17 protein-coding genes are annotated in these 15,762 nt (G+C 38.8%); 3 read left to right on the top strand and 14 right to left on the bottom strand.

Annotation, left to right across the window (positions count from 1 at the left end):
• Positions 1-314: 314 nt before the first annotated feature.
• Both OMU_RS00350 and OMU_RS00345 read right to left on the bottom strand, forming a co-directional pair.
• Entirely contained in the window at positions 315-2,564 is a 2,250-nt protein-coding gene (locus OMU_RS00350) for a DGQHR domain-containing protein (RefSeq protein WP_016177978.1), read from the bottom strand.
• A 2-nt stretch (positions 2,565-2,566) separates the two neighbouring features.
• Entirely contained in the window at positions 2,567-3,400 is an 834-nt protein-coding gene (locus tag OMU_RS00345; RefSeq protein WP_016177977.1) for a DNA adenine methylase, read from the bottom strand.
• A gap of 441 nt (positions 3,401-3,841) precedes the next feature.
• On the opposite strand from OMU_RS00345, the gene OMU_RS00340 reads away from it, so the two are divergent.
• Positions 3,842-4,660, top strand: coding sequence for a helix-turn-helix domain-containing protein (locus tag OMU_RS00340; protein ID WP_016177976.1), 819 nt, complete (start codon positions 3,842-3,844; stop codon positions 4,658-4,660).
• A gap of 116 nt (positions 4,661-4,776) precedes the next feature.
• Here OMU_RS00340 and OMU_RS00335 read toward each other — a convergent pair whose 3' ends face one another.
• The 12 genes from OMU_RS00335 to OMU_RS00290 all read right to left on the bottom strand — a co-directional run bounded on the left by OMU_RS00335 (position 4,777) and on the right by OMU_RS00290 (position 13,712).
• Complete coding sequence (locus OMU_RS00335; RefSeq protein WP_123864336.1) at positions 4,777-5,295, bottom strand: class I SAM-dependent methyltransferase; 519 nt, start codon at positions 5,293-5,295, stop codon at positions 4,777-4,779.
• 191 nt (positions 5,296-5,486) lie between these two features.
• The gene (locus OMU_RS00330; RefSeq protein ID WP_016177974.1) at positions 5,487-6,071 is read right to left on the bottom strand and encodes a hypothetical protein; all 585 of its coding nucleotides are present in this window, start codon (positions 6,069-6,071) and stop codon (positions 5,487-5,489) included.
• 400 nt (positions 6,072-6,471) lie between these two features.
• A complete protein-coding gene (locus OMU_RS00325; RefSeq protein ID WP_016177973.1) occupies positions 6,472-7,959 on the bottom strand; it encodes a M81 family metallopeptidase in 1,488 nt (495 codons plus the stop codon).
• On the bottom strand, positions 7,956-8,264 hold the full coding sequence (locus OMU_RS00320) for a PTS sugar transporter subunit IIB (protein ID WP_016177972.1): 309 nt from the start codon (positions 8,262-8,264) through the stop codon (positions 7,956-7,958). Before OMU_RS00320 ends, OMU_RS00325 begins: the two co-directional genes overlap by 4 nt.
• Positions 8,265-8,283: 19 nt before the next feature.
• Positions 8,284-9,630, bottom strand: coding sequence for a PTS sugar transporter subunit IIC (locus OMU_RS00315; RefSeq protein WP_016177971.1), 1,347 nt, complete (start codon positions 9,628-9,630; stop codon positions 8,284-8,286).
• Positions 9,623-9,955 carry a PTS sugar transporter subunit IIA gene (locus tag OMU_RS00310; protein ID WP_016177970.1) on the bottom strand — a complete coding sequence of 111 codons (333 nt, stop codon included), beginning with the start codon at positions 9,953-9,955 and terminating at the stop codon, positions 9,623-9,625. Before OMU_RS00310 ends, OMU_RS00315 begins: the two co-directional genes overlap by 8 nt.
• Complete coding sequence (gene rarD, locus OMU_RS00305) at positions 9,900-10,820, bottom strand: EamA family transporter RarD (protein ID WP_071879952.1); 921 nt, start codon at positions 10,818-10,820, stop codon at positions 9,900-9,902. The genes OMU_RS00310 and rarD overlap by 56 nt, the downstream gene beginning before the upstream one ends.
• 132 nt (positions 10,821-10,952) lie before the next feature.
• The gene (locus OMU_RS22745; RefSeq protein ID WP_016177968.1) at positions 10,953-11,108 is read right to left on the bottom strand and encodes a CAT RNA binding domain-containing protein; all 156 of its coding nucleotides are present in this window, start codon (positions 11,106-11,108) and stop codon (positions 10,953-10,955) included.
• 519 nt (positions 11,109-11,627) lie between these two features.
• Positions 11,628-11,909: a hypothetical protein gene (locus OMU_RS00300; protein ID WP_248620878.1), complete on the bottom strand. Its 282-nt coding sequence runs from the start codon at positions 11,907-11,909 to the stop codon at positions 11,628-11,630.
• Positions 11,910-11,913: 4 nt separating this feature from the next.
• Positions 11,914-12,210: a hypothetical protein gene (locus tag OMU_RS00295; RefSeq protein ID WP_016177966.1), complete on the bottom strand. Its 297-nt coding sequence runs from the start codon at positions 12,208-12,210 to the stop codon at positions 11,914-11,916.
• 340 nt (positions 12,211-12,550) lie between these two features.
• The gene (locus OMU_RS23110; protein WP_016177965.1) at positions 12,551-12,718 is read right to left on the bottom strand and encodes a hypothetical protein; all 168 of its coding nucleotides are present in this window, start codon (positions 12,716-12,718) and stop codon (positions 12,551-12,553) included.
• Positions 12,719-13,019: 301 nt separating this feature from the next.
• On the bottom strand, positions 13,020-13,712 hold the full coding sequence (locus OMU_RS00290; RefSeq protein WP_016177964.1) for a MurR/RpiR family transcriptional regulator: 693 nt from the start codon (positions 13,710-13,712) through the stop codon (positions 13,020-13,022).
• Between the two features lie 39 nt (positions 13,713-13,751).
• Here OMU_RS00290 and OMU_RS00285 point away from each other — a divergent pair, with 39 nt between their 5' ends.
• Both OMU_RS00285 and OMU_RS00280 read left to right on the top strand, forming a co-directional pair.
• On the top strand, positions 13,752-14,369 hold the full coding sequence (locus OMU_RS00285; protein WP_016177963.1) for an AAA family ATPase: 618 nt from the start codon (positions 13,752-13,754) through the stop codon (positions 14,367-14,369).
• Positions 14,370-14,380: 11 nt separating this feature from the next.
• Positions 14,381-15,676, top strand: coding sequence for a PTS sugar transporter subunit IIC (locus tag OMU_RS00280; protein ID WP_016177962.1), 1,296 nt, complete (start codon positions 14,381-14,383; stop codon positions 15,674-15,676).
• Positions 15,677-15,762 lie beyond the last annotated feature (86 nt).

The following is a 15,762-nucleotide window of genomic DNA, read 5'->3' as shown; positions in this document are numbered from 1 at the left end:
ATGCACTCCTTAAATTGCTATATTTACGTACGATAAAGTTACACAATAACTGGAGAGACGACCATCTTCAAAACTGAACTATAATACTCAATCAGTTGATGGTCATCAAGATATTTTCCTTTAAAATTAAAAAGTATGCTATTTACCCTTCGTAACAAAGATAGGTTTATTAAACTACGCTTCCGTTCAAAAATTATCTGATATCAAAATATTCAGAAAATTTTGGTTGTAAAAAGCTCTTAACTATTTAATTTCCACCATTTAGTCGACAAATTTGAGTGGACTTTCGATGCGGCCTCGTTTTCTAATTCATTTCAGCCTTTAACCAACCAATTATATATTTTTTCAACAAATTTATAATCTTCCTCTTTGACACTGGTATAAACATGAGAATTTTCATTTCGAATAGTAGATAACTTTGCCATCCATTTAGTCTTCTCAGTTTTTTTACCATTTCTTCCTTTCTCCTCAGGTAATGTGTATTTTTCAGAGAAAAGATCCTGCCAATTTCCAAGTGCTATCTCTCTAAAGTGGATGAAATGAAGGCATGTCCAAGGATCTGTTGCTTGGTCTTTAGGTTTACCGAAATCTTTATCCGAGGCAAGTTGGTTGGCTTTATCGTAGACTGATTTAGGTAGTCCCAAATTGAACCAGTTTTCTCCATATTTAGACTCTAACCTCGCTTTGAAATCATCTCTCATGAACAACTCTATCCTCATTATGTAGGAATAGGTGATCTCATTAAATCTAGTATCATTGTCTTTCCAGTATTCATCTAAGCCTTTTGGAGAAAAATCAGGATATACTTTTTTTATTTCTCGTTGTAGGGTCCTCCAATATAATTGTTTTCCTCCACTACCATATGTCTTTTTTATTTTAGTTCTTTCTTGTTCATCAACATTTTTGTAGAACTTAATAATGACATCTAAATAAGGTTTTACCGTTTCAACAATTTCCTCATTATTCATATTTTTGAAATTGTATTCTTTTTCAGTAACTAAAAAGTTTACAATATCGTTTGTGATCTTTATTAAGCTATATATGCCAGGATTAGTAATCAAAAAGGCTTTTGATCTATCTACCTCATTCCATTCAGTTTTTAAATTGTATTCAAAATATAGAAAAATACTTTTTAGGAACTTTAGAAGTATAACGGCTGTTTCATCGTTACTACCAGTATCTAGCGTTCCTTCTTTTATCAATTCGTTGTTTTTCTTCGCATATTGATCTAGAAAATCACTTTTATCTAGTGCTTGTTGGATTGTATCTAAAGTTATATTACATTTTTCAGTTGTTGCATTTTCTCCAACAATTATTCTCTGATATAACGGAGAATCTAAATCCTCTGCTAAATTCTGTGCTATTCTGGACCTTAAAGCAGTTTTTCTTTCAAATAAATATTCCGAAGCCCATAAAATATCGGAACTTAAAGTAGCTCTTAAATTTTTAGGAACAGCTTTCTGGTTCTCATTTATGTCCATAAAAAGTTTTATCTGCTCACTTTTTCCTAAATTCACAAAAGCAACAACTGGGATAGAATTTTTCTTAGCAAAGTCAGAGTTTGCATAGCCATATAATCTGTGTTGACCGTCAATAATATATGCTGATCTATACAATTTAGGAAGATGAAGTATTCCAATTTTAGACACAGCACCAGAAACCTGCTTTTCTGAGTAATCGAAATTTATACTCTTATTTTCAATATTAATGATTAATGAGTTTGGAAAAAAGCCTCCATCTTTTACAAATTTCTGTATAGAATTCAATCTATTTCTCTTTACTATTCTTTGATACGTTGGCATCATTTGCCTATTCGCATTGTTTCGATGTAAAACATAACCCATTTTTAAGAGTTTTTCAGGTTCAATTGAAAATGAATAATATTTGTGATTACCCATTTTCCCTTCAATAGCTGGTATTTTATTGTCCATTTCAGGTATTTTTTGTCCTGAGAATAAGTACCCTAAAAGTTGAAATCTTGAAGCGCTTCCTAAATGTTTTGCTAACTCTTCATAGTATTTTATGCCCTCCTCATTAAAGTGAACAAGTTTTTTCTCCATGTAGGCAATATCTTGATCATTTAAAATAAGATTCTTAGTTATTAAGATAAAGGCACATTTTCTTTTCTTTCCATCTGCTAACCCTTGTACATAATTAATGAAATGTTTTTTATTGTCACAAATTTGCTTTATATCTTCCAACAAACTTGTTCTAGTCTGAGCGTGTTCTGAAAAACGGCAGAAAACAAACATTACAGTTTCATCATCAATAGCCAATACATCCACATTAGTATTTGCGATCTTGAAGGGGGCTTCATTCATTCTATCAAATCCTAGATCATGAAATAGTCTCCAAATCCTATTAATAAATATTTCTTTTTCAGGCTTCATTTTTTTTAACTTTGTAACTGTCTTAAATTTTCTTGCAATTTCCCAGCCATTTTCAGTGTATTCTTCAACATTATCGTGTTTCACACTATGAAAATCATACTCTTGATTCATTAGTCTTTTCTTTGAAGATAACTCTTTGTCAGAAACAATAATAATTTCCTCGTTACTTTCCAATTCTATCCCTCCCTGATATTTGTGAATACAAACTCTTTTACCTGTCCTCGACTAGCGTTTTTCCCTCCAATTGAACTTGCTCGAGAAAAATTATATCTGTAATCTCCTTCTTTATCGAAGATCTCAATAATAGTCTCGTGAGCAGCATTTGTCAGTATATAATATGCTCCAGAAGCCTTTATTTGATCTATAAATCTACTTAATCGATATTGATCTTCTATGGAAAAAAGCTTCTGATTGTACTTAATAAATCCATTCTCGTTATGAGAAACAGTATACGGCGGGTCCAACACAACTAAATCCCCTTCACTAATTTTCCTTACATTATCGGAAAAATCACCAAAGTGAATATTAGCTTTTTTAAGCCGTTTACTTACTGCATAAAAATTTTCCTCGTCAATGTTATATTGGGTTTTAAAACCAAACGGTACGTTATAATCTCCATTATTATTTACCCTGTAAATACCATTGAAAGATGTTTTATTTAAGTAAATAAATTTTGCAGCTTTAAAAAAAGGATCTTCTATTTTTTTACTTCTCATTTCATAGTAAAATTCTTCGTTGTTGTCGTATGATCTTAATTCTTCAACTAATCTATTAGGTTCTTTCTGTACAATTTTGTAAGCATTCATTAGCTCTTCATTTAGATCCGAAATATATATTTTCTCACGCGGATTCATTGAAAAAAAGATTGAACCTCCTCCTAAGAAAGGCTCGTAATAATTGTTATACTTTAAATTCTTAGTGATTTTATCTAAATATTTTATCAGCCAATTTTTCCCTCCAGCCCACCTTAAAAAAGGCTTTGCTACAATTTCTTCTTTTAAATTTTCCATTCTTTCACCCTAGTTTTTTCAATTTTAAAAAAATTCAATAGTATTTAACATGTCTTATTATACTATTATTCGTTAAAAAGAAAATGATTTATAAGAATTTTTATTACTATTATCTACTTTCAGATAGCATTTGTATCTAAGAAAGTTATTTTATACAATGGTATTAAAGCATTCTTAGTCATCTAAGAAGGAGGAACTTATCTCTCTGTATAGGTATTTCTATGGGGTTAAGCAAAATATAAGATGCCAATGATATCCCTGCTAAAGTATCTTTTATACTCGTAATCTATATTTTATCGAATTAAAATAGTAAGTATTAAGTATCCTAAGCTTGAACAGTCTGTGTCTGACACACCGTCTATCCTTTCCAGTCAATGTAAACTGAATTTTACAGTTCTTTTTTGAATCTAGTCATATATACTCAAAGCCAGGAGGGATAATATGTATAAAAATCATCTTAAGGAAATAATACAAACACAAAAAATTAGCCAAAGTTGGCTAGCAGAACAGGTGGGAATTACTCGTCAAGGATTAAGGGATATTATGAATGATCCATTTAGAAATGTATCAATCAACGTTGTGACAAGATTAATGGAAGTATTAAATGTTTCTTTTTCTGAATTAGGAGAGGTTTATAAATTTAGTGAATATCTTAATGAACAAATAATTGATAGATGTTTCGATGAAAAAAACCTAGAAATACTGTCATCATTAGTAAAAGAATCAACTGGGTTAAGGTTACATTTCGGACCTTATAGCGATAATCAAAAGTTGAATTTTCATGCTGATAGACGTTCAAAAAAGGATTTCTCAGGCAATGTGAGGATTAATGTTACCCTAGAAGGTTTAACTTTCGAAATTGTTGACTTTGACTTCTACAATTTACAGCAATCAATAGATATAAATTATTTCTTGTCAATCTTTTCTAAACTAATTGACGCGTTTGAGGTTTATGCTCAAAAAATCGGATTTAACTTGATTGTTTTTCATGTCGAATCATATTTTAACCGAATTGTAAAAACACAATATCCATATGCGAATCTTGATTCTTCTTTACTTAGAAGAAAGCTAGAAATTTCCAAATACACATCAAGTGAAAATGAATTGGTAAAGCTAGTTTTATTGATGGAGAGAGGATTTACTACGAAAAAGAGAACATCTGAGAATCATACTTTAATGTACTCCAAACTAATCAACAACTCAGTCCTATCTCCTGAAAAAATTGAATTAAGCTATAAAGAACCTCGAATCTATTCTTAACACTATCCACAAAAGTTGGTCATTTACTTTAAGAGAACTTTTGTGGTTTATTCTTTTATGTATGAAAAAAAAAGAGAGCTCCATCCTATTAGCCCTCTCATACAGAATTATTCAGTCTACTTCTTTCCAACCACATAAACCACCCAATCCCGCTCACGCTCCACCTGCACCAACCGCAATCCAACATCATCCAAATACTCCCCAAACACATCCGGCACCTTCAACTCAGGCAAAAAGTATTTCACTTTAGAATACTCACAGCCTATAAGAAGAATCCCATCATCAGTCAGTATTCTTCTTATCTCTAAAAGACTTCCTCGCAAATTATTCCAATGGAAATGATTTTGAAAGGCGCAAATTAGGTCAAAGCTATTTGATGGGTAGTCTGTTTTCTCGATGTTTGCTTGTTTGAACGTGATCGTATGATCCGAGTGTAATCTCTTTGCTTGTTCGATAGCTTTTTCTGAAATATCTATTCCAATGATTGACTCGGCCTTGAATCTTTGACTGAGGTAGTACGTGGTTGCGCCATTTCCCACACCTATATCTAAAATGTGGTGAAATTGTTTTGCTGGTAAAAATGACAGGCTCCATTTTGCCATGGGTAAGTAAACTTTATTCCATAATTTCATCATGACGCTCCCTACCCGACCGGATGGCTCTTTCGATTGGTTTAGAAGGTATTTGTAAATGAAAAATAGTCCCACTACTATTATTATTAGGATAAAGAAACGATTCATGGCTTGTCCTTTCTGACACAATCTAAAGTAATGATGTTTCTTAGATTCATAGTCTGGAATGGTGTCCTTACAAATCCAATACCATCTTATCTACGGTCTTTTAATTTCACATTTCTCTCATTACTTACATTGTACTTCACTTCAACATCTACTAAATAATAAACGACATGCTGTAAGTCCTCTTCTGTTACATCTGCCTCAGTGGCACTTTTTGTTTGTTTATACCTAAGCTTGACAACGTTCCCTTTTTTGAAACTTTCCGGCTCTTCTGTTTCAAATAATGCTTGATCTAAATAGCTATCAACTAGCACCACATAAGACTTCTCTCCTATGGTTCGAACACTCGTAACAAAGAAATAGTCGGTCCGCGTTTTAACAGGGTTTCTACCTAGAAGCAGGTCCAAGGACTGTACTTTTCTTGGATTTGAGATAGCGACTCTTTCCTCATCCTCATTGAACAGGTCCATAGGTGTTACTTGATCTAATTCATCATAGGTAAAATTGATAATCTCATCTTTTTCGTATTTCAATTTCGTTTTAGTATCCCACTGTAAAAGGGTGCCACTAGAAATATCTTGAAAAATCACACTATGACCATAATAGGCCTTAGATGCGCCCATCGGAACTCTGTTATCGATACTAATTACTTTTGCTATTGCATATTTTCTCATTACATCACCTACTATCCAGTATCTATTATACTAATTTTTTCTCGTTAGCTAAACGGACAAGTCCAAAAAGAACTACTCTTTGCGTTCGCTTTCATAAATCTATTATAAAAGAATGAAGACAACAAAAATAGTCACCCCATGAATCTCTTTTCCATAGAATCTCTCCTGCTATTTATTTGAGATTAATATTTCTACAAGTATATGTTTAAATAATCTTGTAGCAAAAACTCCTTGGATCGCGGAAAACGAATTGTTATTCAACCCAAATAACAATTGAAGAATTTTGAGACGATATTCGCTCGTAAACCATAGCCATCACAAAAAACCTCCCGCAATTCAACAATCAATTGACAAATCACGGAAGGAAGTTTCCATATTTTTAAATTTTAGTGATTAACCGCTACTTAAAGCCCCCATCAGTCTTCTTCGTATAGTCGTATTCTAGTTCATCATAAGGAAACATTGGGCGCTGGATTTGTTTAAAATCCAGCTTTTCTGTTGCTTGTTGCGTTGGGCCGTCGGTTAAGGCCATCACGCAATGGGCTCCGTAGGCGTCGAAGTCTGGTGAGATATAGCCTTGTTTTACTATGATCACTTCGTAGTCTTCTATGGGGACATTTGCCCACATAAATTGCGCTAGTTCTGTGAAGCTCACTGATTCGCGCTGCACTAGCACCGTGAGGGGATAGTGCTTTAATTTTACACCGATCACGCATCCTGTGATGGGGTCTTCTTGGTAATCTTGACTGACTACTCCTTTTGAGACGATCGTTCCTTCTAGTAGTATTGCTTTGGATCGTTCGTCGAGGTCTTTTCCTAATTTGAACTGCACTGCCTCTCCTAACGCGTGTTGATTTAGCTGAGTGGTTGCTTTTTCGTCAATAATGCCTGCGATCAAGGTTGGTTTCTGCCAATCGGGATGTGTCTTCAATAACTGTCGCAGGATCACTGTACTGTAGCCATCGCTGCCGGCACCGCAGTTATCTCCTGAATCGGTGATAAAGATTGGTTTCTCCGCCATATTCTCTACCTCGGCTAACACCTGTGCTAGTTCTCCGTAATTGCCGTGATAGTGAAACTCATACCGTCGGCGCAGGATAAAGTCGTATAGTTCATCGGCTTTTTCTTGGGCGTAGCTTCGATAGCGTTGATCGGCTGGTACTACTGTTATGGCACAGCCTAAGCGATCGCTGTCATGGCGGACATAGCCTACATGAAAGGACGCGCAAAGGATTCGTTCGTCTTGTTCAAATTCATCGAGCTTTTGATTGATAGAACGGACTGGTTCGTCTGAAGACACCGAACGTTCGCCGCCTACGATGATTGGCAGCTTGCGACAGACTGGTTGGATTACTCGTGTGCGTACTTGTAGGATTTCACAGAAAAGGGTCGCTGTTTTGTCGAATGTTTCTTGAATATCTGTATGTGGCGAGTGGCGGTAGCAAGTCACCAGATTGGTCATCTTCGCGAATTCTTCCGTCACATTGCCGTGAGGGTCCATCACCACGGCGATTGGCAGATATGCTCCTACTAATTTTCGGATCTCTCGTAAAATCACAAACTCTGCTGATCCTTCCGGCAGATTCATTACCTTGCTGGCACCATGAAGATAGAGATAAATGCCGTCGATCTCACATATCTGCTGTTTCACCGCTGCTAGAAAATGCTCTAGGATATAGTCAAACGCCTCTCGTTCGATCAAGCCGCCAGGATGACCATTTGCATAGAAACCTGGGATTAGCTGGATACCTTGATTATCAAAGATGGGCTGAATGCCCATCTTAGAAATCATGTCGTTGCCTTCTGCAAAGAGAAAATTTTCTTTGTTCATGGTTTTTGGCGTATGCTCGTTGCTCTCGGAATTGAAGAATCCTACTAATACCTTCATTTGCGTTTCTCCATCACTGTCATCATATTTTGATAAACGCCTTCTGCATTCATCAAGCCGAAATCGGTGGAGTTGATCACCATGATAGGGATCTCAGCGGGTACTTCTTTGCGGACATTTGGTACTGCGTAGCGGACTTGAGGTGCCAGCATCACCAGCTGTTTTTCGTGTGATTTTGGGCCGACCTTTTCCAGACCTACTGCTTCGATGTGGAGGGACTGTCCGGCTTTTTCTGCTACTTCACTGATTTTCTTGCATAAGATCGCGGTACTCATCCCCGCTTGGCAAACTAATAATACGTTCATGTTCATTCTTCCTTTCTTTCTAGTAAACTTCGATTGCGTCTTCCGGGTTTTGTTCTGAAGGCAGCTGTTCTTCTGCCAGCTTCTCTTTTTCAAACAATTTATAAAATGGATAGTACACCAGCATATTGGCGGCGATACATACCACCGTCAGAATCACTGCCCGATAATCAAGGCTGGATAACCATTGCCCCACGCCCACCGGCACTGTGGAGCTGACATTGATCAGCGTACGATTGACCAAGCCTACCGCCATCGCTCCGTAACACAAGAAAATATTTACCACTTGGGTCAGTAGAAACGGGATCAAGAAAATCGGGTTTAAAACGATCGGCAATCCAAACAACACCGGTTCGTTGATCCCAAAGATTCCGGGAATGATCGCCAGCTTGCCCACCGTACGAATCTGAATGGATTTGCTTCGCAGCATCAACAGCACCAAGCCCAATGTCGCGCCACCACCACCGATGGCTACAAAATTGAAATAGAACGAACTCGTCACGATCCGAGGCAGCTCCGTTAATGGTGTTCCTGCTGCATAAGCGGCCGCGTTTTCTAAGGTATTGGCATCAAAGGACGGCATCACCACCGACAAGATGGCACTGCTGTGGATGCCAAACCACCAGCCGAGTTGCGAGACCACCGAAGCAAGGGAGACCCCGAAGACCGTATCCACCGCCAGATTCAACGGCTGTCCGATCATCATCAACAGTTTTGGTACTGATGTCGCGAAGACCTCCGCAAAGATCATGCGGATCAATACCATCGTCAAAAATACCACCGCTAATGGCACCAACGCTCCGATAGATTCCTTCAACGATGCCGGCACCGTATCTGGAAAGGCAATATACCCCACGCGTTTTCGCACCAGCAGATGGTACAGCTCCACCGCCGCAAAGGTTGTGATGATCGCTGAAAAGAGGCCTGTTCCTCCAAAGTAAGCTGTGTCCCAATTCCACTCCACGTATTGGCTATTCACCACTAAAAAGGAGACCAGTGCCACCAGCATGGTTAAAAAGACATTCATCTGACGTTTTTGCGCCAAGTTATAGGCGATCGCTAATGACAGGTAGACACCCTGACTGCCTAGTGTCACCCCAAACAAGAAATTCAGGTGCGAGCCATAGACCTCCGCCGCCTGCGCCCAGCCCTTCATCACGGGATAAAAGACATCCGTTTTAGATAGCAAATGATAATCCACGATTGGCTGAGACAAGATCAACGCAAAAGAACCAATCAAAATCAACGGCAGAATCGTCATGAAGGATGTGGCGATCACTTGCAAATAAAGATTGCCCGCCAGCTTCGCCGCCAAAGGTGCAAAGAGCTTTTCCAAGACATTGGAGAACTTCTGTAATTGTTTACTCATAGCTTTCCACCTCCTCACGTTCCATCTGATCAATCAGCAGCTGACACATCCGACTCCACGAGATCGCATTGGCAAGATGGTCCTGCGCATGTGTCATCACCAGAGAATACGGTACCTCTTCCTCATTGACTTCTGCTTGGATCAGCTTTGTTTGGATATTGTGCACTTCCGCCATGCGCTCTTGTCCACGCTTCATCGCCACCACCGCAGCGGCTAGATTGACTCCTTCAAGATAGGCGTTCATCCCTTGATAAAAATCATCCATCGCATCACCGGCGATGCTGATGATCTGAAACGCCGTCAGTTGTACTTCTTCTTTTGTCATGTTTTTCGTCCTCCTTGTTAGTAGAATGCTGCATAAGACCAATCACAAATACGATACTTCCTGCCACGACCCAGCTATAGGTCAACAGATCGCTGAGATGCCACGGCTCCCGAAACAAAAACACCGATACCGCTAACATCAAGGCAGGATTCAAATACTGCAGGATCGCCAACACCGTCTGGGGCAGACGTTTACTGGCAGCCATAAATAAAATCAAGGGCAACGCTGTCGCAGCGCCGCTGGTCATCAATAACAGATTGCCTTCCCACATGGGCAACACCAACGGCATCTTGGTGACCCACACGATCACCAGCGCTACCGGTAATAAGATCACCGTCTCCACCCACATCCGAAACATCGGATCTAATGCCCCCTGCTTTTCCAACACGCCATAATAAGCCACACATAACGCCATCAACAGCGGCACGAGGGATAACGACGCACCTGCCACCAGCTTGGTGAAGATACTTCCCATCATTAACACCACCGCAAATCGCTGCCAGACATTCAGCTGTTCCTTGAAGAAAAAGCGCCCAAAGAACACCGTAAAAAGCGGCGAACAAAAATAAGCAAAGCTTGCACTAGTTGTCTGACCACTGGCGACACAATAGATAAACGCGCCCCAGTTGCCGCCGATCGAAAGCGCCGCTAGACACAGATTCCGCCGCACCTTGGCATCTCGCCACACCACCAATAATTGCTGGACCAGCCTCTCTTTTTTGAAAGAACAAAAACACGTCAATGTCATCACTATAAATGACCAAATGATGCGGTATGCCAACAACTCCAACGAGTCGATGCCTTCTAGCAGCTTCCAAAAAATCGGCAGAAAACCCCAGATCGTGTAGGTAATCACTCCATAAATAAGACCTTTTTTGATAGAACCAACTCCTTTTCATCAACCAATCGGAGAAAGCAAAAAAGCAGGCCCGACACATCTCACACTTTTTGTGAAATGGATCAAGCCTGCCTAACAGTCACCCTCCAAATGGTTGAACTATTCAATTTTTCGGTATTTCTTTTCAAGATTCGTTGCAACGACCGAGTCTCCCTTCTTCTTGCCAAACCCGATGCCCTTTTTCACCAAGACCCACTCTCCTTTCCCTTCACGAGCCACCACGACATTATGCGTCAACACCTGAAGAACCACCATATTCCCACCCTTTCTGATAAGTAATGATTTCAAATAAAACGTCAGCGATTTCACTAAGAGGCTGGCTCACTTCTATTGCGAGCAAAGCAACACAAAAAAAAGGTATCGGGCGTGGTCTGCCCAATACCTTTGACATAGCGAAATAAACGTATACCGCACCTCGAAATTTCCCCACAAAAAAGACTAGAAAAAAAGCTTAAATTTGGTACAATAATGAGGTCGGTGTGATACACTGACTATGGCAACTTGATTGGTCAGTTGGCGCTGACTTTTCAAGGCTCTATATTCTGGGGTCCACCAGAATGTAGAGTGCCTTTTTTATTTGATTAATTAAATATCTGAGTCCATTTTATTGAAAGCGGATTAGCCTGTCAAGCGAACAAAAGATTTTTTTTTGAGATTATGGTCAGAAAAATGATGCTGATCGCTTTACTCTATACACCATTAAAAGTTAATACCCCAACAATTTTTTTCTACCCCAATTTATCCGTTTTGGGGTAGATTTTTTTAATTTCGAACTCACTCATCCCGCTCTTCAAACTCCAACAGACAATGATCAATCTGACCGTTTTCTATGATCTTCATTTCGATCGTATCCCATTCCTTATGGTTAAGAAGTTTTTGAACAAGACCGTTTTCGATCTCCGCTTTCGTTATCGTGCCTATATCATAATGGTCTATCTCAAATAGATCATCGATTTTATTTCCTTCTTCATCTTCTTCATAGCTTGAGAAAATGACGTAATTGACCACAATCTCATTGTCCCTTCGTGCATGTCTCACTGATTCATCTAAGAGCACGATTTCACAGCCAAAATACCTCTTCTATTTCTTCGTCACACCAATTGTAGTGGGGTTCATTTTTTTCAAGAATTTGTTGAATTTCTTCTTTTTGTTCTTCAGTTAGTGATTCGTAAGTAATCTTACTATCGATCGCTCCATCTGCATCGCTTTTTTGTTCAACTCTATATAAAACGTTTCCATTTCGGTCTAGTATATTGAACTTTAATGCCCTTTGACCGTTCAACAGTGTGATCCAAATTGCGCGTTCAGATCGATACCCGCCATAAGTTAATTGTGTTTTTTGATATTCTACTGTCACCTTTTCATCCTCCTTAACAACAATTTTCCCGTCATTATTATACAATGAGGCAATCGATAAGGACTAGCTGATTTCACGATATAAAAACCCCAATTACGATTTATTTTTAAACAAAATGACTTATTTTTTAAGAATTTTTCTCGAAAAAAAGGATCAAACACTTTGATTCGTGTTCGATCCTCTAAACTCAACCGAGCCTCTCCAAAACATTCGCTATCTCGGTCAGAGCTTCTGGATCGGTTTTAGTTTCTTTTAATTTCTGCAATAGAACAATCGTAGCGATTTTTGCCGTTTTCAAGAAACTTGAATATCTTGAAAAATCAATGATAAATAGAATCGCTTATTTTTCTTTATCAAGACCAATTAATTCACGTTGTTTTCGGTTGGACTCGTCACCAATATACTTAAATACTGTCTTAATCTCTCTGACAGTCGCCTTATTTTGGAGTTCTGAAAAATTACGATTGTACTTGATCATAATCGCCTCTACTTTTTCTCTCTCAGTCATGTAACATCTCCTCCAATCCTTCTCTTGTATATTTTATTGGTAATGCAAGTTCAATATTCTCTATATCCATAATCGAATCTGATCATTCATTTTGAAAATCGTGTTCGATTCTCTCCCTCAACTAAGCCTCTCCAAAACATTCGCCATCTTGGACGTTATTTATTATGGCAGCCATTCTTCACTTAACTCCTTAAACCCGTTTGTAAATTTCTAAACATGTTCACATCCGACGGAAAACACTTACATTTAGCTATCCGATATTTATACTGATAAGTGAAGAAACAGTGGCCACATCGTTCTTCTAATCAAAGATAGATCTTAACGCTTCACTTAGTAATAGTTCGAATTGATTCAGCGTCGTTCCGAAGAAAAGGTTTGGCTGGTATGCGGACAAGACGCGCGGGGCATACGTCTCCGTGCTGATAGTCAAAGTTGCCAACTGCCCTATTTTTGAATTTTTCTCGCCAACAAAGGCGATCAGATCAATATGATGATTTTTAGCCATTTGAGCGAGATCCGCTAACCGAAAGGTATCGCCTGAGTTAGAGACAATAAAAATCAGTACATCCTTTTCAACGTTTTCCCGCAGGAATTCAAGATGGCTATTCGCCGTTGCTCGGAAACCATAGAGATTCAGTGTTTCAGAAAAATGATTCGCGATATTTTGTGAAAAGCCTGAACCTAGGATCATGATTCGTTTCTCTTTATACTCAGTTAGCAGGCGAACAAACGTGTCTCTTTCTTCATCTGAGAAATTCTTCGTCGGGTTCGTTGCCAATGGTTTACTTCCATACGCGAAGACCAGCTCACTATAACCGGAATAGCCGATTTTTTTCGCCATATTTACGATGGTCGCCGTTGAAACATAAGAAGCTCTAGCGACATCGCGAATACCTAAATCTCTTAGTGAATCACGATTTTTATCCATAAAACGTAAAACGGCTGCTTCTGAATCATTCAACTGATACTTATCAATCAGCGTTTCAGTATCCATAAGGTCCACCTCAAATTCTTTAGTTAGGAGTATTATAACATGACAGAAAATAATTTTATTCAAGATCCATGGGCAAAAATGACGACACGAAATGGTCTTCAAGGTGATGAAGTCATCTCAGCATTACAAAAATCCATCCGCAGAGGAAAAGAAAAAGCGGCCTGTGAATTTGCCTATGAAATGTATATTACCTCACCTCAATTTGAAGAGAAGCTGTGGAGACGTTTATTAGCCATCAGCGTTGAGGATGTAGGAATGGGAAATCCGTATGCAGCAATTATGATCAATAACTTAAACCAGATGCGTAAAGAATTTCAATATAATGAATCTGACCGAGCAATGTTTTTCTTTCACGCTATTCGGTACTTGTGCGATTCAGAAAAGGATCGTTCCTCTGATTTGCTCAAAAATATCGTGATAAAAAGCTTCGCCATGGGTTATGTACCTGAAATACCAGACATCGCATTGGACAAACACACCACGCGCGGACAAGAAATGGGGCGCGGGTCAGAACATTTCCTACATGAAGCAAGCAAAGTCATTCCTCAAGCAGAGGTCGAAAATGACTATAAAGAACAATATGAAGAGATCATTAAAAAGTATGACCCGCAGCATGTCGTGCCAAGTACCTTTGTTTTCAATCCTTGGCAAGTATAGGAGGACGAATCATGGAAAATTCTACTGTCATAACGAAGCTTAATGATTTGCTTAGCCCTTTTGCGGCAAAAATTGGGAATCAGCGGCACCTTAAAGCCATCTCGAGCGGGATGATGTTTGGTCTCCCCTTTATCGTGATTGGATCATTTTTTCTGATTTTTGCGAATCCACCGATTAACATAGATCAATACAATCCAGCGACAGCCAATTTTTTTATGAAATTCATGGCTGGTTGGAAGGATTTTGCGGTAGCTAATTATGATTTAATCACCGCTCCTTACAATTTGACTATGGGGATCATCGGACTGATCAGCGTTTTCGGGATCGCCTTCTCCCTTGCCAGTGAATACAAGATTAATCCAGCCATGAATGGGATGGTGGCCTCCGTCATTTTTCTGATGGTATGTACTCCGGTTAAAGAAGGAAACATCAACCTGAACTACCTAGGTACAAACGGGCTGTTCGTGGCGATCATCATTGGTCTACTCGTGGTGGAAGTGAACAGAATCTTTGAAGTCAAAAATATCAAATTAAAATTGCCGGATACTGTACCACCCATGGTTGCTACCTTCATTAACACGCTCGTTCCGCTATTAACGAATATTATCCTCTTTTATGGGATTAATCTGATTTTCTTAGTCACAACAAAAAAGATTTTCCCCGAAACGGTGATGAACATTTTAACACCGGCAACGAATATAGCAGGAAGTCTTGGCGGTTTCTTACTGATCGTGACTCTGGGAAATGTATTATGGTTGTTCGGTATTAATGGCTCATCGATTATTTTCCCAATTGTTTTTACTCTGGGGATGGCGCAAACAGGACTGAATGCTGAACAAATGTCTAACGGAGAAACAATGACTCATCTAATGAATCTGCAAATGTTTCGTATTTCAGTTTTAGGTGGTGCAGGCGGAACCCTCGGTTTAATTCTTTTGATGATGCGAAGTAAAGTCTCAGAATACCGAACAATCGGGAAGCTGTCGCTGATACCCGGCATTTGTTCAATCAATGAGCCGGTCATTTTTGGTCTTCCAATCGTTTTTAATCCGATTCTAGCGATCCCATTTTTAATCACACCGATTATTTCTCTGCTGCTGACCTATTTCGCTCAAAGTGTCGGTTTGATCGGAGTTGGATTTATCGTTGATCCTTCCTTCACCCCGTTCTTTGCACAGGCGTATCTTTCAAGTATGGATTGGCGAAATATCGTCTTCTGTTTGGTGTTGATCTTGATTAGTGCTATGATCTATTATCCATTCTTCAAGGTTATGGAGAATAACAAAACCAAGTTGGTGGATGAATAGCTGTAGGATAAATTTTTTTGCAGAAAAGTTGTCTACTCCCTCTAAACAAAAACTCAATAAAAGATCGAACACCAATAACTCGTGTT

It is taken from the genome of Enterococcus avium ATCC 14025, assembly GCF_000406965.1.
Lineage (GTDB): Bacteria > Bacillota > Bacilli > Lactobacillales > Enterococcaceae > Enterococcus_A > Enterococcus_A avium.
The sequence above is the reverse complement of the archived record's forward strand: the minus strand, read 5'-3'. Positions and strand labels throughout refer to the sequence as shown.